This window comes from Streptococcus sp. 1449 (assembly GCF_013276805.1).
Taxonomy (GTDB): Bacteria; Bacillota; Bacilli; order Lactobacillales; family Streptococcaceae; genus Streptococcus; species Streptococcus pseudopneumoniae.
In genome coordinates, this window is record NZ_VMLS01000002.1 from 22,047 (window position 1) to 41,994 (window position 19,948).

At 39.5% G+C, this 19,948-nt stretch carries 20 protein-coding genes and 2 pseudogenes; 7 read left to right on the top strand and 15 right to left on the bottom strand.

Features of this window, described 5'->3' with window-relative positions; all coding sequences use genetic code 11:
* Positions 1–56: 56 nt before the first annotated feature.
* From HT687_RS00240 to HT687_RS00280, 9 genes are all read right to left on the bottom strand, one after another.
* Positions 57–1,928 (bottom strand): Eco57I restriction-modification methylase domain-containing protein, encoded by a 1,872-nt coding sequence (locus HT687_RS00240; protein WP_054388244.1) that lies wholly within the window; start codon positions 1,926–1,928, stop codon positions 57–59.
* A 75-nt stretch (positions 1,929–2,003) separates the two neighbouring features.
* Complete coding sequence (locus HT687_RS00245; RefSeq protein ID WP_171043470.1) at positions 2,004–2,258, bottom strand: type II toxin-antitoxin system RelE/ParE family toxin; 255 nt, start codon at positions 2,256–2,258, stop codon at positions 2,004–2,006.
* A 1-nt stretch (position 2,259) separates the two neighbouring features.
* A complete protein-coding gene (locus HT687_RS00250; RefSeq protein WP_007284772.1) occupies positions 2,260–2,502 on the bottom strand; it encodes a DUF6290 family protein in 243 nt (80 codons plus the stop codon).
* A 90-nt stretch (positions 2,503–2,592) separates the two neighbouring features.
* A complete protein-coding gene (locus HT687_RS00255; RefSeq protein WP_001289495.1) occupies positions 2,593–3,402 on the bottom strand; it encodes an MBL fold metallo-hydrolase in 810 nt (269 codons plus the stop codon).
* A gap of 1 nt (position 3,403) precedes the next feature.
* Entirely contained in the window at positions 3,404–4,753 is a 1,350-nt protein-coding gene (vicK, locus tag HT687_RS00260) for a cell wall metabolism sensor histidine kinase VicK (protein WP_000886221.1), read from the bottom strand.
* Entirely contained in the window at positions 4,746–5,450 is a 705-nt protein-coding gene (yycF, locus tag HT687_RS00265) for a response regulator YycF (RefSeq protein WP_000722069.1), read from the bottom strand. Before yycF ends, vicK begins: the two co-directional genes overlap by 8 nt.
* A 55-nt stretch (positions 5,451–5,505) precedes the next feature.
* Positions 5,506–6,681, bottom strand: coding sequence for an A/G-specific adenine glycosylase (gene mutY / locus HT687_RS00270; protein ID WP_172924034.1), 1,176 nt, complete (start codon positions 6,679–6,681; stop codon positions 5,506–5,508).
* 45 nt (positions 6,682–6,726) lie between these two features.
* The gene (locus tag HT687_RS11660; RefSeq protein ID WP_023933630.1) at positions 6,727–6,873 is read right to left on the bottom strand and encodes a hypothetical protein; all 147 of its coding nucleotides are present in this window, start codon (positions 6,871–6,873) and stop codon (positions 6,727–6,729) included.
* 223 nt (positions 6,874–7,096) lie between these two features.
* Positions 7,097–8,767: a formate--tetrahydrofolate ligase gene (locus HT687_RS00280; protein ID WP_023933628.1), complete on the bottom strand. Its 1,671-nt coding sequence runs from the start codon at positions 8,765–8,767 to the stop codon at positions 7,097–7,099.
* Between the two features lie 229 nt (positions 8,768–8,996).
* Between HT687_RS00280 and coaB the strand changes: the two genes are divergently transcribed.
* The 5 genes from coaB to HT687_RS00305 all read left to right on the top strand — a co-directional run bounded on the left by coaB (position 8,997) and on the right by HT687_RS00305 (position 12,141).
* Positions 8,997–9,686: a phosphopantothenate--cysteine ligase gene (gene coaB / locus HT687_RS00285; RefSeq protein WP_023936209.1), complete on the top strand. Its 690-nt coding sequence runs from the start codon at positions 8,997–8,999 to the stop codon at positions 9,684–9,686.
* Positions 9,687–9,697: 11 nt separating this feature from the next.
* Entirely contained in the window at positions 9,698–10,249 is a 552-nt protein-coding gene (coaC, locus tag HT687_RS00290; RefSeq protein WP_001284128.1) for a phosphopantothenoylcysteine decarboxylase, read from the top strand.
* On the top strand, positions 10,233–10,796 hold the full coding sequence (locus tag HT687_RS00295) for an ECF transporter S component (RefSeq protein WP_023933626.1): 564 nt from the start codon (positions 10,233–10,235) through the stop codon (positions 10,794–10,796). Before coaC ends, HT687_RS00295 begins: the two co-directional genes overlap by 17 nt.
* A gap of 290 nt (positions 10,797–11,086) precedes the next feature.
* Positions 11,087–11,614, top strand: a complete 528-nt coding sequence (locus HT687_RS00300; RefSeq protein ID WP_001097400.1) for an ECF transporter S component — start codon at positions 11,087–11,089, stop codon at positions 11,612–11,614.
* An 11-nt stretch (positions 11,615–11,625) separates the two neighbouring features.
* Positions 11,626–12,141, top strand: coding sequence for a transcription repressor NadR (locus HT687_RS00305; RefSeq protein ID WP_000159169.1), 516 nt, complete (start codon positions 11,626–11,628; stop codon positions 12,139–12,141).
* Here HT687_RS00305 and HT687_RS00310 read toward each other — a convergent pair.
* The 6 genes and pseudogenes from HT687_RS00310 to HT687_RS00335 form a co-directional block, all read right to left on the bottom strand.
* The gene (locus tag HT687_RS00310) at positions 12,138–12,605 is read right to left on the bottom strand and encodes an 8-oxo-dGTP diphosphatase (protein WP_000091551.1); all 468 of its coding nucleotides are present in this window, start codon (positions 12,603–12,605) and stop codon (positions 12,138–12,140) included. The genes HT687_RS00305 and HT687_RS00310 overlap by 4 nt on opposite strands.
* A 68-nt stretch (positions 12,606–12,673) precedes the next feature.
* Entirely contained in the window at positions 12,674–13,162 is a 489-nt protein-coding gene (locus HT687_RS00315) for a GNAT family N-acetyltransferase (RefSeq protein ID WP_000216002.1), read from the bottom strand.
* A pseudogene (locus tag HT687_RS00320) lies at positions 13,128–13,268 on the bottom strand (N-acetyltransferase); the annotation flags it as partial. The pseudogene HT687_RS00320 and the gene HT687_RS00315, both read right to left, overlap by 35 nt.
* A gap of 103 nt (positions 13,269–13,371) precedes the next feature.
* Positions 13,372–13,797 (bottom strand): annotated as a pseudogene (locus tag HT687_RS00325) (GNAT family protein); the annotation flags it as partial.
* A gap of 9 nt (positions 13,798–13,806) precedes the next feature.
* A complete protein-coding gene (gene uvrB / locus HT687_RS00330; protein WP_023933623.1) occupies positions 13,807–15,795 on the bottom strand; it encodes an excinuclease ABC subunit UvrB in 1,989 nt (662 codons plus the stop codon).
* A 76-nt stretch (positions 15,796–15,871) separates the two neighbouring features.
* A complete protein-coding gene (locus HT687_RS00335) occupies positions 15,872–16,825 on the bottom strand; it encodes a CPBP family intramembrane glutamic endopeptidase (protein ID WP_023936212.1) in 954 nt (317 codons plus the stop codon).
* Between the two features lie 172 nt (positions 16,826–16,997).
* On the opposite strand from HT687_RS00335, the gene HT687_RS00340 reads away from it, so the two are divergent.
* Positions 16,998–19,163 carry an ABC transporter substrate-binding protein/permease gene (locus HT687_RS00340; RefSeq protein ID WP_023936214.1) on the top strand — a complete coding sequence of 722 codons (2,166 nt, stop codon included), beginning with the start codon at positions 16,998–17,000 and terminating at the stop codon, positions 19,161–19,163.
* Positions 19,163–19,903 carry an amino acid ABC transporter ATP-binding protein gene (locus HT687_RS00345; protein ID WP_023936216.1) on the top strand — a complete coding sequence of 247 codons (741 nt, stop codon included), beginning with the start codon at positions 19,163–19,165 and terminating at the stop codon, positions 19,901–19,903. The genes HT687_RS00340 and HT687_RS00345 overlap by 1 nt, the downstream gene beginning before the upstream one ends.
* The last annotated feature ends 45 nt before the right edge of the window (positions 19,904–19,948 follow it).

The following is a 19,948-nucleotide window of genomic DNA, read 5'->3' on the forward strand; positions in this document are numbered from 1 at the left end:
ATCCTATATAGTCATTTTAGATCATTGAGCACTATTTGTCAAATAAAAATACTTTTCTAATCCATCTCCCTTACATGATTCTCAATAAAGGCAATTTCTTCAGGGGAAAGGTCATATTTTTGATCAAGCTGGCGGTCAATATCAGCCACTGATTGTGTCCAATCAATGTCCGAATTGACCGTAAAGTCTTGGAGGGGGACGTAATACCAAGTTTTGCGTGAATTATGCTGAGTAACTTTCAAAACACCTAATAATACTCTAGCGAATTTAGTTTTAATAAATTTAATACAAGCATCGGCTTCAAATTTTGTTTTAAAATTACCAATAGATAAAAAAGTATCTGTATGCCCGATTAGGGGTTCCCCGATTAGGGGTGTTGATAAGACTTCACCTAAGGCACCACTTCCATTAGCTTCTGGTACAAAAACATTATAATTTTCGAATGTTTCCGGTAAATCTAAATATTTTTTATTAATATATCGATAAACACGTTCGGAGCCAATTCTTCCAAGTAGAGCAACATGGTCTTTTTCTTCGTTGTTTTTGAAAACAAAATCTAACTGAGTTAGTGATTTCGAAACAATTTTATTTTTTGTTCCTTTTCCTTGCAGCTTTTCAGCATTTGGATAATCAGAAAAAAGTTTATTTGAAAATCTATAAATACCTTGAGGATAAACTAAATCAGAAAAAGTTTCAAATTCTGGATGTTTTTCGATTTTTTTTACAATACCATTCAAAGTTTCAAAAATAGTAAATACTCCGATTGGTCCCAAATCTTTATCAACATCACGATAAGTTATTGCTACTCCACCCTTAATATCCGTTCCTGTAAATACTTTACCGCTTTTAAGTTCATAGAATTGAACTTTTAAATGCTTGTCTTCAAGCATCTTTTCCATCCAATTTTTAGGAGTTTGACCAGCTTTAAATAAAAACCTTGCTGGGGTGATTAGTATAGATTTATCTGCGATTTTATAAGCTTCATCAATAAAATAGTGATATATCGGCTCATCTCTAGCTTCTCCTATTTCCTGATACGGCGGATTTCCTATCACGACATCAAATTTCATTTCACTTTCCTCGCTAGATAGGCGCTCAAAACCTATCATTCTATTCTTTTTCCAGTCTTTGATATGGGTTTTAGATTCTTCTACATCTTGGACCTCTAGCTCATCCGCAAACAAACTCAATTGTTGAGATTGCCTTTGTTTAGCTGAATAAGGACTGGTTTTTTTCAGTCCATCCATCTGAAAGACATTGTAAGAGATGATAGTTGCAATCTCTTTCTTCTGCTCTAATGTTGGTTGATTTCCAGTCTTAGCTAGATAATAGTCCTCAAAAGTTGCCAAAAGATTTTCACGCGCCAAAAGGAGAGAATCTCCTTGATACTCATAGCCATAAGAAGCTCGATAAGCTTTTTTTACAAATTCATAAAAGGTGACTTCATCTGAGACCTCACGACTAATGCGCTGCAATTTTCTATCAACAAAACCAACTCGTTCAGATAATGGAATTTCCTTACCAGTCACTGTATCATAGCGAGTTACCATATAAGGTGCTTCACCACAAGTTATCTCTAACCACCGTAAGTCAACATACTCTTCAAGACTTAACGAGCCTAGTTCCGATTCTACATATCCATTTTGCTTTGCGACCAACCAAGTTGGTGTAAACACTTCTGCCCTTATTTTTGTACGATCTTTTTGCTCATACTTGGATTTTTCAGATCTGGGCTGAATCAAGTTAGCATAGTTTCCAGTAACCTTACTTGGACTAATACTATCACTAGGACTAAAGCCTTTTCCTAACAAGTTATAAGAATGCGTCGCCCAAACTATATTTTTCTTTGTTGTTCTATCTTTTAAAAGTATTTTTAATAAATCAGCAGACTCCTTAGCCAACTGCTCTTCACTAATATCTATTGCCATAAAGCAACCTCTCTTGTATTGTAAGCCCTATTATATCATATTTAAAAGAATGAAAATTTACTTGAAAAAAGTAATTCAATAAATATCTCTCCGATGACCAACTTCTAGAATAGCAACGACTAATTCATCATCTACAATTTGTACGATAACTCGATAATTACCAATTCTATAGCGCCATTGACCAACACGATTACCAACCAAAGCCTTTCCGTGTCGTCTTGGGTCTTCCAAAACATTGGATTGTAAATAGTTTGTAATTAGCTTCTGCGTATAACGATCCAATTTTTTCAATTGCTTGATGAATCGTCTTGTCGGAACTAATTTATACAAATTATTCATCCTCCAAGCCTAAATCATGCATCATTTCTTCCCAAGTAATAGGCTCAACTCCTTTTTCCAAGTCGTCTAAATACTCTTGATAGGCTAAATCTGCCACACGAGCGTCGTATTCGTCTTCTAGAGCTTCAAGAGTTTTGGTGCGGATAAGTTCCGACAGAGAAACTCCTTCAAACTTAGCCATTGCTTTCATAAATGTTTTATCAGCTTCAGAAACTTTTAATGTAATAGTAGTCATCTTTTGCACTCCCTTTTTTAATGGTAACACCATTGTATTACTTTTTAGGTGTTCAGTCAATATAAAAAGAACACCTTCTCAGCGTTCTTTCTATATGTCCGTCAAGGGTGTTGCGGTATCTGGTGAGGTATCATAAACCTTAAAGTCCACTCCGACTCCCAGATCAGCTTGAGCCAGCTGATTGACCATGGTCATATGAGCCAGTTCCTTGATATTGTTCTCCTTAGATAAATGCCCAAGGTAGATTTTCTTAGTGCGGTTTCCCAAGGTACGAATCATAGCTTCAGCACCGTCTTCGTTAGAAAGGTGACCGAGGTCAGATAGGATTCGTTGTTTGAGTCGCCAAGCGTAAGAACCTGCTCGCAAAATCTCTACATCATGATTGGACTCAATAAGATAGCCGTCCGCATTTTCGACAATTCCCGCCATACGATCGCTAACATAACCTGTATCAGTCAGCATGACAAAACTCTTGTCATCCTTCATAAAGCGATAAAACTGCGGTGCGACTGCATCATGGCTTACACCAAAACTCTCGATGTCGATATCTCCAAAGGTTTTGGTTTTACCCATTTCAAAAATATGCTTTTGCGACGAGTCTACCTTACCGAGATACTTGCTATTTTCCATAGCCTGCCAGGTCTTTTCATTGGCATAAAGATCCATACCATACTTGCGAGCCAAAACGCCTACTCCATGGATATGGTCTGAATGCTCATGGGTAATCAAGATGGCATCCAGGTCTTCTGGCTTGCGGTTAATTTCAGCAAGTAGGCTGGTAATTTTCTTACCAGATAAGCCTGCATCTACTAAAAGCTTCTTTTTTGAGGTTTCCAGATAAAAGGAATTTCCACTGGAACCCGACGCTAAAATACTGTATTTAAAGCCTATTTCACTCATTCTAGTCTTCTACTTCGTCCTCCCATACTTCTTCTTTCACTGCATCCTTATCATAAGGGAGCACAATGGTAAAGGTTGAACCCTTGCCATATTCACTCTTGGCCCAAATAAAGCCCTTATGTTGTTTGATAATTTCTTTAGCGATAGACAGTCCTAGACCTGTACCACCTTGTGCACGACTTCTAGCACGATCCACACGATAGAAACGGTCAAAGATACGTGGTAAATCCTGCTTAGGAATCCCTAAACCCTGGTCAGAAATGGATAAAATCATCTGGTCTTCAGTTGTCTTCATTCTGACAGTGATTTTACCCCCATCTGGCGAATACTTAATAGCATTATTTAAAATATTGTCGACAACCTGTGTCATCTTATCTGTATCAATTTCCATCCAGATAGAATTGATGGGATAATCTCTCACCAACTCATATTTTTTCTCCTTTTCCTGTCCTTTCATCTTGTCAAAACGATTGAGGATAAAGGTAATAAAAGCAGTAAAGTTAATCAGTTCCACATCCAAGTGACTGGTGGCATTATCAATCCGTGAAAGATGAAGGAGGTCCGTCACCATGCGCATCATACGGTTGGTTTCGTCCAGAGACACCTTGATAAAGTCTGGTGCTACAGTTTCACACAAAGCCCCCTCATCCAAGGCTTCAAGATAGGATTTCACGCTGGTTAAAGGAGTCCGTAACTCATGGCTAACATTGGAAACAAAGAGTCTCCGTTCGCGTTCTTCCTTCTCCTGCTCCGTCGTATCATGCAAAACAGCCACCAAACCTGAAATAAAGCCAGACTCTCGACGTATCAAGGCAAAGCGAACTCGAAGGTTCAAATATTCGCCATTGATATCTTGGGAATCTAGCAACAATTCTGGACTTTGGGTAATCAAATCACGCAATTCATAGTCTTCTTCTATCTTGAGTACTTCCAAAATGCTTCTATTCAGAACATCTTCCTGAACCAACCCCAGTTGCTTCTTGGCTGTATCGTTAATCATGATAATCTGCCCCCGACGATTGGTCGCAAGGACCCCATCTGTCATATAAAACAGAATACTATTTAGCCGCTTACTTTCTTGTTCTAGATTTTCCTGAGTGAGACGAATAACCTCCGACAAGTCATTCAAATTATTGGTAATATTGGTGATTTCAGACCCACCTTGCATATCAAGAACCTTGGAATAATCTCCTGCAATCAAATCTTTAACCTTTTGATTGACTTGCTTCAATCGAATATTATCACGTCTATTCTCCAGTAATAAGAGGGTCACAACAAGGATGAAACCTAACAAAATCAGAATAAAGATAAAATCTCTGGTAAAAATGGTTTGTTTCAGTAAATCAAGCATTATTTCTCATGTAATACCCTACACCACGGCGCGTCAAGATATACTCTGGTCGGCTGGGCGTATCTTCAATCTTCTCACGCAGACGTCGGACAGTCACATCAACCGTACGGACATCACCAAAATAGTCATAACCCCAGACAGTCTCAAGCAAGTGTTCGCGCGTAATGACTTGACCTGCATGCGATGCCAAATGATACAAAAGCTCAAACTCACGGTGGGTTAAGTCTAGTTCTTCTCCATATTTTTTAGCCACGTAGGCGTCTGGAACAATTTCTAAATCCCCAATTTGGATAGGTTGAGGTTTACTTTCTGCTTCCTGCCCATCTACTGGCATAGGTTGAGAACGACGCAGAAGAGCTTTAACACGCGCCTGCAACTCACGATTGGAGAAGGGTTTGGTTACATAGTCATCTGCACCAAGCTCTAAACCGATAACCTTATCAAATTCGCTATCCTTAGCTGACAGCATGATAATAGGCACACTACTAGTCTTCCGAATAGTCTTCGCAACTTCTAAGCCATCAATTTCTGGAAGCATCAAATCCAAAATAATAATATCTGGTTGCTCTGCTTCAAATTGCTCTAGCGCTTCACGACCATTAAAAGCAGTTACAACCTCGTACCCTTCCTTGGTCATATTAAACTTGATAATATCTGAGATTGGTTTTTCATCATCTACAATTAATATTTTTTTCATATGTTCACCTTTTTCTCTACTATTATACCAAAAAAATAGCAAGAAGACACAATAGCTAGTCTTTGCTACTGTCTAAGTTGGCTTTTGCATAAGCCTGCCAGATTTTTTGTTGGGGTTTGGCAAGTGGGACATCCTTGAACTCTTCTGGTGAAAGCCAGCGAACTTCTCTATCTGAAAAATCATGAAAGTCACTCACCTGACCTGCTACAATCTGTACATGCCACTTTCGATGGCTAAAGACATGCTTGATAGTCTCAAAATAAGTATCAAACCAATCAACATCTAGATCATAGTCCTGCTGGAAACTCTCCTCTGGACTGGGGCCAAAGTTGACACTTTCTTCTGCAACCTGATGAAAGAGGTCAAACTGCTCCTCTTCCGAAAAGTCATCTACTTCTACCAGTGGGAAATGCCAAAATCCTGCCAACAAGTTTTCACTTTCATTTTTTTCAAGTAAAAATTGTCCCTGAGTATTTTTTACAACTAGTGCTTTTAGATAAATGGGAACTGGCTTTTTCTTGGGAGCCTTAATTGGATAACGGTCCATGGTTCCATTCTGATATGCCGCACTAAAGTCCTTAACTGGGCTTTCTTCTGGTCTGGGATTTACAGGAGCCTCAATATCAGACCCCAAGTCCATCAAAGCTTGATTAAAATCACCCGGACGATCCGGATCAATCAAGATTTCCATCATTGCCTGAAAAATTTTGCGATTACTTGGAATCCCAATATCATGGTTGACCTCAAACAGACGCGCCAAAACCCGCATAACATTACCATCTACAGCTGGCTCAGGCAAGTTAAAAGCAATACTGGAAATGGCTCCTGCTGTGTAAGGACCAATCCCTTTCAAGCTAGAAATTCCTTCATAGGTGTTTGGAAATTGACCCCCAAAGTCAGCCATAATCTGCTGGGCTGCAGCCTGCATATTACGAACTCGAGAATAATAACCCAAACCTTCCCAAGCCTTCAGTAAACGCTCCTCAGGTGCATTCGCCAAACTTTCCACTGTTGGAAACCAGTCCAAGAATCGTTCATAATAAGGAATAACCGTATCCACCCTGGTCTGCTGGAGCATAATTTCAGAGACCCAGATATGATAAGGATTTTTACTTCTACGCCACGGTAAATCTCTTTTGTTTTCATCATACCAACTGAGAAGTTTCTCACGGAAAGAAATAATCTTCTCCTCCGGCCACATGACAATACCGTATTCTTTCAAATCTAACATATCTCTAGTATAACACAGAAGACTCTAACTGTCCTTTTCCTAGTATTAATACTCTTCGAAAATCTCTTCAAACCACGTCAACGTCGCCTTGCCGTAGGTATGGTTCCTGACTTCGTCAGTCTTATCTGCAACCTCAAAGCAGTGCTTTGAGCAACCTGCGGCTAGTTTCCTAGTTTGCTCTTTGATTTTCATTGAGTATAAAAAGCCTCTTCCCAAGGGAAAGAGGACTAAATTTTATTGATGAACTGCTTGCAGCAAATAAGAAATAGGTAGGGCAAAAATATTTAAACTCAAAAAACGCATAATATCCGGTGTTGAAAAACCTTGATATTATGCGCTCTATTATGGGAAAATTTACTTCATTTTCTCCTGAAATTGAGTTTTTACCCAGTCTCTCAAAGTCAATTTCAATCCACTAGAACAAGCCTAGAACGGTTCCATCGCTTTCAACATCCATGTTGAGAGCTGCTGGACGTTTTGGTAGGCCTGGCATGGTCATCACATCGCCAGTTAGGGCAACGATGAAGCCTGCACCTAATTTTGGCACCAATTCGCGAATGGTAATTTCAAAGTTTTCAGGTGCTCCAAGTGCATTTGGATTATCTGAAAAACTATATTGAGTTTTTGCCATACAGATTGGCAATTTGTCCCAACCGTTTTGAACGATTTGAGCAATTTGTGTTTGAGCTTTCTTCTCAAAGTTTACTTTGCTACCACGGTAGATTTCAGTAACAATCTTTTCAATCTTTTCTTGAACAGAAAGGTCATTGTCATACAAACGTTTATAGTTAGCTGGATTTTCAGCGATAGTCTTGACAACCGCTTCAGCAAGAGCTACTCCACCTTCTGCACCATCAGCCCAGACACTTGCCAACTCAACTGGTACATCGATTGAGGCACAAAGTTCTTTCAAGGCTGCGATTTCTGCTTCAGTATCAGAGACAAATTCATTGATTGCTACAACTGCTGGAATACCGAACTTACGGATGTTCTCAACATGGCGTTTCAAGTTGGCAAAACCGGCACGAACTGCCTCAACATTTTCCTCTGTAAGAGCATCTTTAGCCACACCACCATTCATCTTAAGGGCACGAAGGGTTGCGACAATGACAACTGCATCTGGAGATGTTGGCAAGTTTGGTGTCTTAATATCAAGGAATTTCTCGGCACCAAGGTCTGCACCAAAACCAGCTTCAGTAACTGTGTAATCAGCCAAGTGAAGGGCTGTTGTAGTTGCCAAGACAGAGTTACATCCGTGAGCGATATTGGCAAATGGACCACCGTGTACAAAGGCAGGTGTTCCGTAAATTGTCTGAACCAAGTTCGGCTTAATCGCATCCTTCAAAATCAAAGCCAAGGCACCCTCAACCTTCAAATCGCCAACAGAAACTGGTGTACGGTCGTAACGATAACCGATAACAATATTGGACAAACGACGTTTCAAGTCCTCGATGTCCGTTGCCAAGCAAAGAATTGCCATGATTTCGGAAGCAACTGTAATGTCAAATCCATCCTCACGTGGAATACCGTTTAGAGGGCCACCAAGTCCAACAGTTACATGACGAAGGGCGCGATCATTCAAGTCCACAACGCGTTTCCAGAGGATACGACGTTGGTCAATTCCCAACTCATTCCCTTGATGTAAGTGGTTGTCAATCAAGGCAGAAAGAGCATTGTTGGCAGTCGTAATGGCATGCATGTCTCCAGTAAAGTGAAGGTTGATGTCTTCCATTGGTAGAACTTGAGCATAACCACCGCCAGCAGCACCCCCCTTGATCCCCATGACTGGACCAAGAGACGGTTCGCGGATAGCAATCATGGTTTTCTTGCCAATCTTGTTCAAGGCATCCGCAAGACCAATGGTAATAGTTGATTTTCCTTCACCTGCAGGTGTTGGATTGATGGCAGTAACCAAAATCAATTTCCCAACTGGATTGCTCTCAACTGCACGAATTTTATCAAAGCTAAGCTTAGCCTTGTACTTTCCATACAACTCCAAATCATCGTAAGAAATACCAAGTTTCTCTACAACATCAACGATTGGCTTCAACTCAATACTCTGTGCGATTTCAATATCTGTTTTCATTCAAAACTCCTCTAACCTCTTATATGATAATTCATTATATCACAAAACAAGATTTTTAACATCCTCAAACTCTCTAAACGTTCGTAAATATCCATTTTTTTAAGGTTTTTAGAGCCCTTTCTTAAATTTTATATGGCTTTATAGTTTGAAACTATAGTAAATATTCGTTTCTACCAAAAATTTATCACTTTCATTTTACTTACCGTTTATTTTTGTGTACAATAGTGCTATGAAAATTTTAGTTACATCGGGCGGTACCAGTGAAGCTATCGATAGCGTCCGCTCTATCACTAACCATTCTACAGGTCGCTTGGGCAAAATCATCACAGAAACCCTGCTAGCTGCAGGGCATGAAGTTTGTTTAATGACGACAAAACGAGCTTTGAAGCCAGAATCCCATCCCAACCTAAGTATTCGAGAAATTAACAATACCAAGGACCTTCTACTGGAAATGCAAGAATGTGTTCAGGATTATCAGGTCTTGATCCACTCAATGGCTGTTTCTGACTACACTCCTTTTTATATGACAGGGCTTGAGGAAGTTCAGGCTAGCTCCAATCTGGAAGAATTTTTAAGCAAGCAGAATCATCAGGCTAAGATTTCTTCAACTGATGAGGTTCAGGTTTTGTTCCTTAAAAAGACACCCAAAATCATATCCCTAGTCAAGGAATGGAATCCTGCTATTCATCTGATTGGTTTCAAACTGCTGGTTGATGTTAACGAAGATCATCTGGTTGACATTGCTAGAAAAAGTCTTATCAAGAACCAAGCAGATTTAATCATCGCGAATGACCTGACTCAAATCTCAGCGAACCAGCATCGTGCTATCTTTGTCGAAAAAGATCAGCTTCAAACAGCCCAGACTAAAGAAGAAATTGCAGAACTCCTCCTTGAAAAAATTCAAGCCTATCATTCATAGAAAGGAAAGCTATGGCAAACATTCTCTTGGCTGTAACGGGCTCAATCGCCTCTTATAAGTCGGCAGATTTAGTCAGTTCTCTAAAAAAACAAGGCCATCAAGTCACTGTCTTAATGACTCAGGCTGCTACAGAGTTTATCCAACCTTTGACACTACAGGTACTCTCACAGAATCCTGTCCACTTGGATGTCATGAAAGAACCCTATCCTGATCAGGTCAATCATATCGAACTTGGAAAAAAAGCAGATTTATTTATCGTGGTACCTGCAACTGCTAACACTATTGCAAAACTAGCTCACGGATTTGCGGACAACATGGTAACCAGTACAGCTCTAGCCCTACCAAGTCATATTCCCAAACTAATAGCTCCTGCTATGAATACAAAAATGTATGACCATCCAGTAACTCAGAATAATCTGAAAACATTAGAAACCTACGGCTATCAGCTGATTGCTCCTAAGGAATCCCTACTAGCTTGTGGAGACCACGGACGAGGAGCTTTAGCTGACCTCACAATTATTTTAGAAAGAATAAAGGAAACTATCGATGAAAAAACGCTCTAATATTGCACCCATTGCTATCTTTTTTGCTACCATGCTCGTGATACACTTTCTGAGCTCACTTATCTTTAACCTTTTTCCATTTCCAATCAAACCGACCATTGTTCATATTCCTGTCATTATTGCCAGCATTATTTATGGTCCACGAGTTGGGGTTACACTTGGATTTTTGATGGGATTACTTAGCTTGACGGTTAACACGATTACGATTCTACCGACAAGCTACCTCTTCTCTCCCTTCGTACCAAACGGAAACATCTACTCAGCTATCATTGCCATCGTCCCACGTATTTTGATTGGTTTAACTCCTTACTTAGTCTATAAACTGATGAAAAACAAGACTGGTCTGATTTTAGCTGGAGCCCTTGGTTCACTAACCAATACAGTCTTTGTACTTGGTGGAATTTTCTATCTTTTTGGAAATGTTTTTGATGGTAATATCCAAAAACTCCTAGCAACTGTTATCTCAACAAATTCGATTGCCGAATTAATCATTTCCGCAGTTCTAACCCTAGCCATTGTTCCAAGACTACAAACCTTGAAGAAATAAAAACAATCTCCACTTTCATACTTGAAGGTGGAGATTTTGCTCTATACAGTTTCTTTTTAGTGAAATCTTTACCAATATTTATACTCAATGAAAATCAAAAAGTAAACTAGGAAGCTAGCCGCAGGTTGCTCAAAACACGGTTTTGAGATTGCAGATGGAAGCTGACGTAGTTTGAAGAGGTTTTCGAAGAGTATTAACTTAAAAACAACCTATAAACCTAAGTAAATCCTTGCTTTATTGTCTATTTTATTGTACTATACTAGTGTATATACAATAAAAAGGAGATTCTTATGAATACACGGAAAAAGACACAATTTATGACAATGACTGCCCTCTTAACAGCTATTGCGATTTTGATTCCAATTGTTATGCCTTTCAAGATCGTCATTCCACCTGCTTCTTACACTTTGGGAAGCCACATCGCTATTTTTATCGCTATGTTCTTGTCGCCCTTAATGGCTGTTTTTGTCATCCTAGCCTCTAGTTTTGGATTCTTGATGGCTGGCTACCCCATGGTTATCGTATTTCGAGCTTTTTCCCATATCTTTTTTGGGACTTTGGGGGCTCTTTACCTACAAAAATTCCCCGATACCCTAGATAAACCAAAATCTTCCTGGATTTTCAACTTTGTTTTGGCTGTTGTTCATGCCCTTGCTGAAGTATTGGCCTGTGTCGTTTTTTACGCAACTTCTGGTACCAATGTAGAAAATATGTTTTATGTTCTATTTGTACTAGTTGGATTTGGTACAATTATCCATAGTATGGTAGACTATACATTAGCACTAGCTGTCTATAAAGTGCTTCGAAAACGCCGTTAAAAGGAAGAACTATGACAAAAGATCGCAAACAAGCCCTGCTCCAACTCTTGAAAGAAGCTCCTAAAGCCCTCAATGGCCAAAGATTAGCTGAGCACTTTCATGTCACTCGACAAGTTATTGTTCAAGATATTGCAATTTTAAGAGCTGATGGATCTCCAATTCTATCTACCAATCGTGGTTATATCTATAAAGATGCTAATGCAAATACTTATCATCACAAATTATTTAAGGTCAAGCATGAAGTTGAAGAAATTGGACGAGAATTACTTGCTATCGTAGATAATGGTGGTCGCGTTCAAAATATCTTGATTGATCATCCTGTTTATGGAGAGATTGAAACCTTACTAAAACTGACCTGTCGCCGCGACGTGCAACATTTTCTAGAACAAGTTGAACGTTCTGACTTTAAGCCAATTTCTGAGTTAACAGATGGTATTCATTATCACCTAGTTGAAGCCGAGACACAACAAGACCTCCACTATATCGAGGAGGCCTTGGATCAGCTTGGTTATTTAGTAAAGGATTAGAAAATTTTCTTTTCCCAATCGTCTTCTGTACGGTGGCGGTAGAAAAACTCTGACTTGTCAGGAGCGTCCATCATCTCCATCAAAGGTAACATATCATAGGCCAGATCCAAGTTTGGAATCTGGTCTTTTTGCACCCAAGAAACTTCTCCCTCTTCTGAAGATTGAAGGGTACCAGAGAACTCAGTTGCCTTATAACAAACGACAATGTAGCGCCCGCCTGTATCTAGTGGCCAGTTCTTGATACCGACCAGTTGAGGATTTTGGATAGTCAATCCTGTTTCTTCGTAGATTTCACGAATGACAGACTCCGCGAAAGACTCGCCATTTTCTACATGGCCTCCTGGAAAGGCATAACCAGACCAGCGATTGGTTTCAGGAGAGCGATACTGCATCACCACGCGCTGAGTTTCGAGATCTTCAATCAGACAAATGTTTGTTAAAATCGTTAATTGGGAACGGGACATAAATTTACTCGCTTTCTAATTTATTAAATTTTCAGACTTGGTACCATATTAGCTTTTACTTTTGAGAATTATTTAGAATAGAATACCATCCGTTTTTCCTTTATAGGCTTTCCAAGTTCAAGTATTTTTTCTTGTCCATCAAAAGTAAAACCCATTTTTTGATAGAAAGCAATGGCGCGCTTGTTATCTTTCAATACCCATAAGAAAATTTCAGAAAAATGATTAAGATCAGTCAAAGCTGCTTTCACTAACTTTTGTGCGATTCCTTTTCCATAATAGTCTTTTAAAACATATAAAGCAATAATTTCACCAGCTTGAATAGTCTCATCACGACAGTTGCCATAACTTATAAAACCAACTATCTTCACACCATCCATCGCAATCAATGTATTTTCTGGATACTTTTGACTAAAGAGTCGACATCTTTCTAATGTCATTGTCTCCTGAAATTCCGCAGGCAAAAGGTCATCATAAGCCTCTCTCCACGTTTGCCAGTGAACGAAGGATTTACCTTCTATCTCTTCAGGAGTTTCCATTGATTTGATAATAACCGTCATTTATTTTCTCCCAGTCTTCTCTCAAAATACCATATTTAATACTGTCAAAATATTTACCTTGATAATAACGAACTTTTGGAATATGAGCTTCTTTTTTCATTCTTATACTCAATGAAAATCAAAGAGCAAACTAGGAAGCTAGCCGCAAGCTGTACTTGAGTACGGTAAGGCGACGCTGACGTGGTTTGAATTTGATTTTCGAAGAGTATTAATTTTTCAGCAAGTTTCATCATACCAATATTTCCTGACCAAGTTGTCAAACCCAGATGCTCCAACTCCAAGTAATCCTGAAACGTCCTATCTATCCACTGCAACATAGCAACTTTCCCAATACCAGTGTTCCAGAATTTTTTATCATAAATACCAATTCCCAATTCCATCCATCTTGTTTCTTTACATACCCAATAACGCGAAACAGTCCCAACTAGTTTATCATCAACAAAAATACCAAGGCGATTTGAGTTGCTTAAAATGGATTCTGATTTTTGTAGTTCGAATTCTTTAAAATTTGAAAAATACTGATAATCATCATAATAGGGAGCATCATACTGTTTCCAAACTGGATTAAGCTGTGAATAAGCCATTTCCCATAAAGACATCAAATCTTCTTTCTTTAACTTTCTTAAATAAATCATACTATTCCCCTAATCCAAGGCCTTGACTTCCAGCATCATATCACGAATCTGAGCTGCTAGTTCAAAGTCAAGCACTTCAACTGCTTCTTGCATTTGTTTCTCAAGCTTTTTGACTAGTTCTTTGCGCTCTTGTTTGTTGAGGCTATTGATATCGACTTCCTTGTCTTCTTCCTTAGCAACTGCCTTGGTCACAGCAATCAAGTCACGGATTTCTTTCTTGATGGTTTGTGGAACGATACCATGTTCTTCATTATAGGCCATCTGGATTTTGCGACGGCGGGCAGTTTCATCGATAGCACGTTGCATAGACTGGGTAACCGTGTCCGCATACATGATAACATGACCTTCGCTATTACGTGCAGCACGTCCAATGGTCTGGATGAGTCCACGTTCGTTACGAAGAAAGCCTTCCTTGTCAGCATCGAGAATCGCTACGAGGCTCACTTCAGGAACATCAATCCCTTCACGGAGCAGGTTAATTCCGACCAAGACATCAAAGACACCCAAGCGCAGGTCACGGATAATCTCTGTCCGTTCCAAGGTCTTAATATCCGAGTGCATGTACTTGACCTTGATGCCCATTTCCTTGAAGTAGTCGGTTAAGTCCTCTGCCATTTTCTTGGTCAAGGTGGTGATAAAGGTTCGTTCGTTCTTTTCTACACGGGCATTGATTTCACCTAAGAGATCATCAATCTGTCCCATAGTCGGACGGACTTCTACCTCAGGATCCAAAAGACCTGTTGGTCGAATGATTTGCTCAATCACTGTCTCGGTCTGTTCATTTTCATAGTCACCAGGTGTCGCTGAAACGTAAACAATCTGATGCACATGGCTTTCAAACTCTTCACGACGGAGAGGTCGATTGTCCAAAGCTGATGGCAAACGGAAACCATAATTAACCAGCATTTCCTTACGCGAACGGTCCCCATTGTACATGCCCTTGATCTGCCCCATGGTCATGTGACTCTCGTCAATCATAATCAAGAAATCATCTGGGAAGAAGTCAAGAAGCGTATAAGGAGGCTCACCTTCGCTCCGTCCATCCATGTGACGTGAGTAGTTTTCAACCCCGTTGGTATAGCCCATCTCACGGAGCATTTCGATATCATACTCAGTCCTCTGTTTCAAGCGTTGCGCTTCAAGCAATTTGCCTTCCTTTTCAAAGATAGCTAGTTGCTCTTCTAATTCTGCTTGAATCTTGGCAATAGCAACTTCCATGTGATCATCATTGGTCACAAAGTGAGTCGCAGGGAAAATCGCCAAATGATCCACTTCTCCCAATACCTGACCAGTCAAAGCTTCCACTTCGCGGATACGATCAATCTCGTCTCCAAAGAATTCTACTCGAAAGGCGTGTTCATCACGGGAAGCAGGGAAAATCTCCACCACATCCCCACGAACACGAAATCTCCCCCGTTGGAAATCAATATCATTACGTTCAAACTGAATATCGACCAAGTCATTCAAGAGTTTATCACGAGAAATTTCAAGACCTGGACGGAGACTAACGACACTATCTGCGTATTCCTTGGGCGAACCCAGACCATAGATACAAGAGACCGAGGCCACGACAATAACATCATTACGCTCCAAAAGGGCTGAAGTCGCTGAGTGGCGGAGCTTGTCAATCTCGTCATTGACAGAACTATCCTTCTCAATGTAGGTATCACTAGAAGGGACATAGGCCTCAGGTTGGTAATAATCATAGTAAGACACAAAGTACTCAACTGCATTTTCAGGGAAAAATTCCTTAAACTCCCCATAGAGCTGGCCTGCTAGCGTTTTATTGTGGGCAATAACCAGAGTTGGTTTATTGACTTTGGAAATGACCTGACTCATGGTATAGGTCTTCCCTGTTCCGGTCGCCCCCATCAGAATCTGAGCTTTTTCTCCACCCTCAATGTTATCAACCAACTGTTCGATAGCTTGTGGTTGATCTCCTGATGGTTGATATTTTGATACTAGTTTAAATTGATTATCTGTAATGCGGTTAATCATAAGAATCCTCTCTCGATGTGCTATTCCTATTTTAGCATACTTGTAGCATTTTCACGAAGAAAAGGACGGACCGAAGTCACATCCTTTCATTTTCTTTCTTTAATTGATAAGCGAGATAAAGAATCAGCAGAAACAAAATAATACTGGACACGATGGAACCCTCAATACCAAAAGACCCACCAGATAGCCAGTCTTGATTGCCTTGTGGAGTAAATTTCATGATTGATGTTCCTGAAGACTGACCACTAACTAATACTCCAAAGAGGTTTCCCTGTGCGAAATTCCAGGCTCCATGAATACCACCTATACCCCATATAGTATCTGTTTTAAGAAGATATAGGGACATGGCAACTCCGAATAAAAAGAGATCAATTGCAGATAAGAAAGTTATGCCTGGATTTCCTAAATGAAGTAAGGTAAAGAGACTACTAGATATGATAATAGCGACTTTAAGATTAGTTCTCTTAGCCAATTGTGGAATCAGCCAAGCACGAGTAACCAATTCTTCTGCCGTTCCTTGTAAAATCCAAAAAGGTATTGTAAATAAAGTAAAAGCTAGCGAATAAGTATCCAAGTGAATGGAGTCAAATTGATACTGCCCCAACACTACTAGTCCAGCCAAAGCAAGTATAAAGAGGGATAGACCAAGACCGTATCCTTTAAATAAGGCACTTAAAAAATTTTCTTTATAGAATCCCAAGGTTCGAATCGGTCTTTTCTCTACTTTTCTAGTCCATCTAAACACAGTTAAGATGATAAAACCAAAGGACAATAATTCAAATATTAAATGGATGTCACTTGTTTTATCAGATAAATTCTGAAATAACATTTGAAGGAAATCTGCAATTCTTTGACCACCCATACCAAGATTGCCAAATAGCCCGATCAATGCTAAAAAACTAAGGCCAAAAAATAGAGAAGATATGAACTCAGATATATAGACGAAAAATAGAGCTAACAAGGGGCTTGTGTAAATGTTTAAACTCATTTTAGAAGTTTCAAAGTCTTTTAAGATTCTTTTGTCTTTCATAACTTTATCCTCTTTTACTATATGATCTACCTTTATTATAGCACTTCTGTTGTGTGATTCAAGACAAAACAAGAATTATGGATGTTATATTTTCTAACACAGAAATATAAAAATTTGCCTTTTTTTACTTTTTCTGATATAATGGGAAAATATTCGGAAAAGGAGACTAAAAATGAAGAAAAAATTTCTAGCATTTTTGCTAATTTTATTCCCAATTTTCTCATTAGGTATTGCAAAAGCTGAGACGATTAAGATTGTTTCTGATACCGCCTATGCGCCTTTTGAGTTTAAAGATTCAGATCAAACTTATAAAGGAATTGATGTTGACATTATTAACAAAGTCGCTGAGATTAAAGGATGGAACATTCAGATGTCCTATCCTGGATTTGACGCAGCGGTCAATGCGGTTCAAGCTGGTCAAGCTGATGCTATCATGGCAGGGATGACAAAGACGAAAGAACGTGAAAAAGTTTTCACCATGTCTGATACTTACTATGATACAAAAGTTGTCATTGCAACTACTAAGTCACACAAGATTAGTAAATATGACCAATTAAAAGGAAAAACTGTTGGTGTTAAAAACGGAACAGCCGCTCAACGTTTCCTTGAAAGTATCAAGGATAAATACGGTTTTACTATTAAAACATTTGACACTGGTGATTTGATGAACAACAGCTTGACTGCTGGTGCCATCGATGCCATGATGGATGACAAACCTGTTATCGAGTATGCCATTAACCAAGGGCAAAACCTCCATATTGAAATGGATGGGGAAGCTGTAGGAAGTTTTGCTTTCGGTGTTAAAAAAGGTAGCAAATACGAGCACTTAGTCACTGAATTTAACCAAGCCTTAGCTGAAATGAAAAAAGATGGTAGTCTTGATAAAATCATCAAGAAATGGACTGCTTCATCGTCTTCAGCAGTGCCAACTACAACTACTCTTGCAGGCTTAAAAGCTATTCCTGTTAAAGCTAAATACATCATTGCCAGCGATTCTTCTTTTGCACCTTTTGTTTTCCAAAATTCAAGCAACCAATACACTGGTATTGATATGGAATTGATTAAGGCAATCGCTAAAGACCAAGGTTTTGAAATTGAAATCATCAACCCTGGTTTTGATGCTGCTATCAGTGCTGTCCAAGCTGGTCAAGCAGATGGTATCATTGCTGGTATGTCTGTCACAGATGCTCGTAAGGCAACTTTTGACTTCTCAGAATCATACTACACAGCCAATACTATCCTTGGTGTCAAAGAATCAAGTACCATTGCTTCTTATGAAGATTTGAAAGGGAAGACAGTTGGTGTTAAAAACGGAACTGCTTCTCAAACCTTCCTAACAGAAAATCAAAGCAAATACGGCTACAAAATCAAAACCTTCGCTGATGGTTCTTCAATGTATGACAGTTTAAACACTGGTGCCATTGATGCCGTTATGGATGATGAACCTGTTCTCAAATATTCTATCAGCCAAGGTCAAAAATTGAAAACACCAATCGCTGGAACTCCGATCGGTGAAACAGCTTTTGCCGTTAAAAAAGGAGCAAATCCAGAATTGATTGAAATGTTCAACAACGGACTTGCAAACCTTAAAGCAAACGGAGAATTCCAAAAGATTCTTGATAAATACCTAGCTAGTGAGTCATCAACTGCTTCAACAAGCACTGTTGATGAGACAACTATCTGGGGCTTGCTTCAAAACAACTACAAACAACTCCTTAGCGGTCTTGGTATCACTCTTGCTCTAGCTCTTATCTCATTTGCTATTGCCATTGTCATCGGGATTATCTTCGGTATGTTTAGCGTTAGCCCATACAAATCTCTTCGCGTCATCTCTGAGATTTTCGTTGACGTTATTCGTGGTATTCCATTGATGATTCTTGCAGCCTTCATCTTCTGGGGAATTCCAAACTTCATCGAGTCGATCACAGGTCAACAAAGTCCAATTAACGACTTTGTAGCTGGTACTATTGCCCTATCTCTCAATGCAGCCGCTTATATCGCTGAGATCGTTCGTGGTGGTATTCAGGCCGTTCCAATTGGACAAATGGAAGCCAGCCGAAGCTTGGGTATCTCTTATGGAAAAACCATGCGTAAGATTATCTTGCCACAAGCAACTAAATTGATGTTGCCAAACTTTGTCAACCAATTCGTTATCGCTCTTAAAGATACAACCATCGTATCTGCTATCGGTTTGGTTGAACTCTTCCAAACTGGTAAGATTATCATTGCCCGTAACTACCAAAGTTTCAAGATGTATGCAATCCTTGCTATCTTCTATCTTGTAATTATCACACTTTTGACTAAACTAGCGAAACGCTTAGAAAAGAGGATTCGTTAATGGCAAAATTAAAAATTGATGTAAATGATTTACACAAAAGCTACGGAAAAAATGAAGTTTTAAAAGGAATTACGACTAAGTTCTATGAAGGAGATGTCGTTTGTATCATCGGTCCTTCAGGTTCTGGTAAGTCAACTTTCCTCCGTAGCCTTAATCTTCTAGAAGAAGTTACTAGCGGTCACATCACTGTGAACGGTTATGACTTAACAGAAAAAACAACCAACGTTGACCACGTCCGTGAAAATATCGGAATGGTTTTCCAACACTTCAACCTCTTCCCACACATGTCTGTATTGGACAACATTACTTTTGCTCCTATTGAGCACAAGTTGATGACTAAGGAAGAAGCTGAGAAATTGGGAATGGAGTTGCTTGACAAGGTTGGGCTAGCAGATAAGGCTAAGGCCTGTCCAGATAGCCTGTCAGGTGGTCAAAAACAACGTGTGGCCATCGCTCGTGGACTAGCAATGAATCCAGACATCATGCTCTTTGATGAACCAACTTCTGCCCTTGACCCTGAGATGGTCGGAGACGTACTAAACGTTATGAAGGAATTAGCGGAGCAAGGCATGACCATGATCATTGTAACCCACGAGATGGGATTTGCCCGTCAGGTTGCTAACCGCGTTATCTTTACTGCAGATGGTGAATTCCTTGAAGACGGAACACCTGATCAAATCTTTGATAACCCACAACACCCACGTCTGAAAGATTTCTTGGACAAGGTCTTAAACGTTTAAACGCAAACTGTAAGGATTTCCTTGCAGTTTTTTTCTACCTCGTAT

Coding starts and splice junctions, on each gene's coding strand:
- HT687_RS00240 (WP_054388244.1), bottom strand. CDS start 1,928: ATGGCAATAGATATTAGTGAAGAGCAGTTGGCTAAGGAGTCTGCTGAT.
- HT687_RS00250 (WP_007284772.1), bottom strand. CDS start 2,502: ATGACTACTATTACATTAAAAGTTTCTGAAGCTGATAAAACATTTATG.
- HT687_RS00255 (WP_001289495.1), bottom strand. CDS start 3,402: ATGAGTGAAATAGGCTTTAAATACAGTATTTTAGCGTCGGGTTCCAGT.
- vicK (WP_000886221.1), bottom strand. CDS start 4,753: ATGCTTGATTTACTGAAACAAACCATTTTTACCAGAGATTTTATCTTT.
- yycF (WP_000722069.1), bottom strand. CDS start 5,450: ATGAAAAAAATATTAATTGTAGATGATGAAAAACCAATCTCAGATATT.
- mutY (WP_172924034.1), bottom strand. CDS start 6,681: ATGTTAGATTTGAAAGAATACGGTATTGTCATGTGGCCGGAGGAGAAG.
- HT687_RS11660 (WP_023933630.1), bottom strand. CDS start 6,873: ATGAAAATCAAAGAGCAAACTAGGAAACTAGCCGCAGGTTGCTCAAAG.
- HT687_RS00280 (WP_023933628.1), bottom strand. CDS start 8,767: ATGAAAACAGATATTGAAATCGCACAGAGTATTGAGTTGAAGCCAATC.
- coaB (WP_023936209.1), top strand. CDS start 8,997: ATGAAAATTTTAGTTACATCGGGCGGTACCAGTGAAGCTATCGATAGC.
- coaC (WP_001284128.1), top strand. CDS start 9,698: ATGGCAAACATTCTCTTGGCTGTAACGGGCTCAATCGCCTCTTATAAG.
- HT687_RS00295 (WP_023933626.1), top strand. CDS start 10,233: ATGAAAAAACGCTCTAATATTGCACCCATTGCTATCTTTTTTGCTACC.
- HT687_RS00300 (WP_001097400.1), top strand. CDS start 11,087: ATGAATACACGGAAAAAGACACAATTTATGACAATGACTGCCCTCTTA.
- HT687_RS00305 (WP_000159169.1), top strand. CDS start 11,626: ATGACAAAAGATCGCAAACAAGCCCTGCTCCAACTCTTGAAAGAAGCT.
- HT687_RS00310 (WP_000091551.1), bottom strand. CDS start 12,605: ATGTCCCGTTCCCAATTAACGATTTTAACAAACATTTGTCTGATTGAA.
- HT687_RS00315 (WP_000216002.1), bottom strand. CDS start 13,162: ATGACGGTTATTATCAAATCAATGGAAACTCCTGAAGAGATAGAAGGT.
- uvrB (WP_023933623.1), bottom strand. CDS start 15,795: ATGATTAACCGCATTACAGATAATCAATTTAAACTAGTATCAAAATAT.
- HT687_RS00335 (WP_023936212.1), bottom strand. CDS start 16,825: ATGAAAGACAAAAGAATCTTAAAAGACTTTGAAACTTCTAAAATGAGT.
- HT687_RS00340 (WP_023936214.1), top strand. CDS start 16,998: ATGAAGAAAAAATTTCTAGCATTTTTGCTAATTTTATTCCCAATTTTC.
- HT687_RS00345 (WP_023936216.1), top strand. CDS start 19,163: ATGGCAAAATTAAAAATTGATGTAAATGATTTACACAAAAGCTACGGA.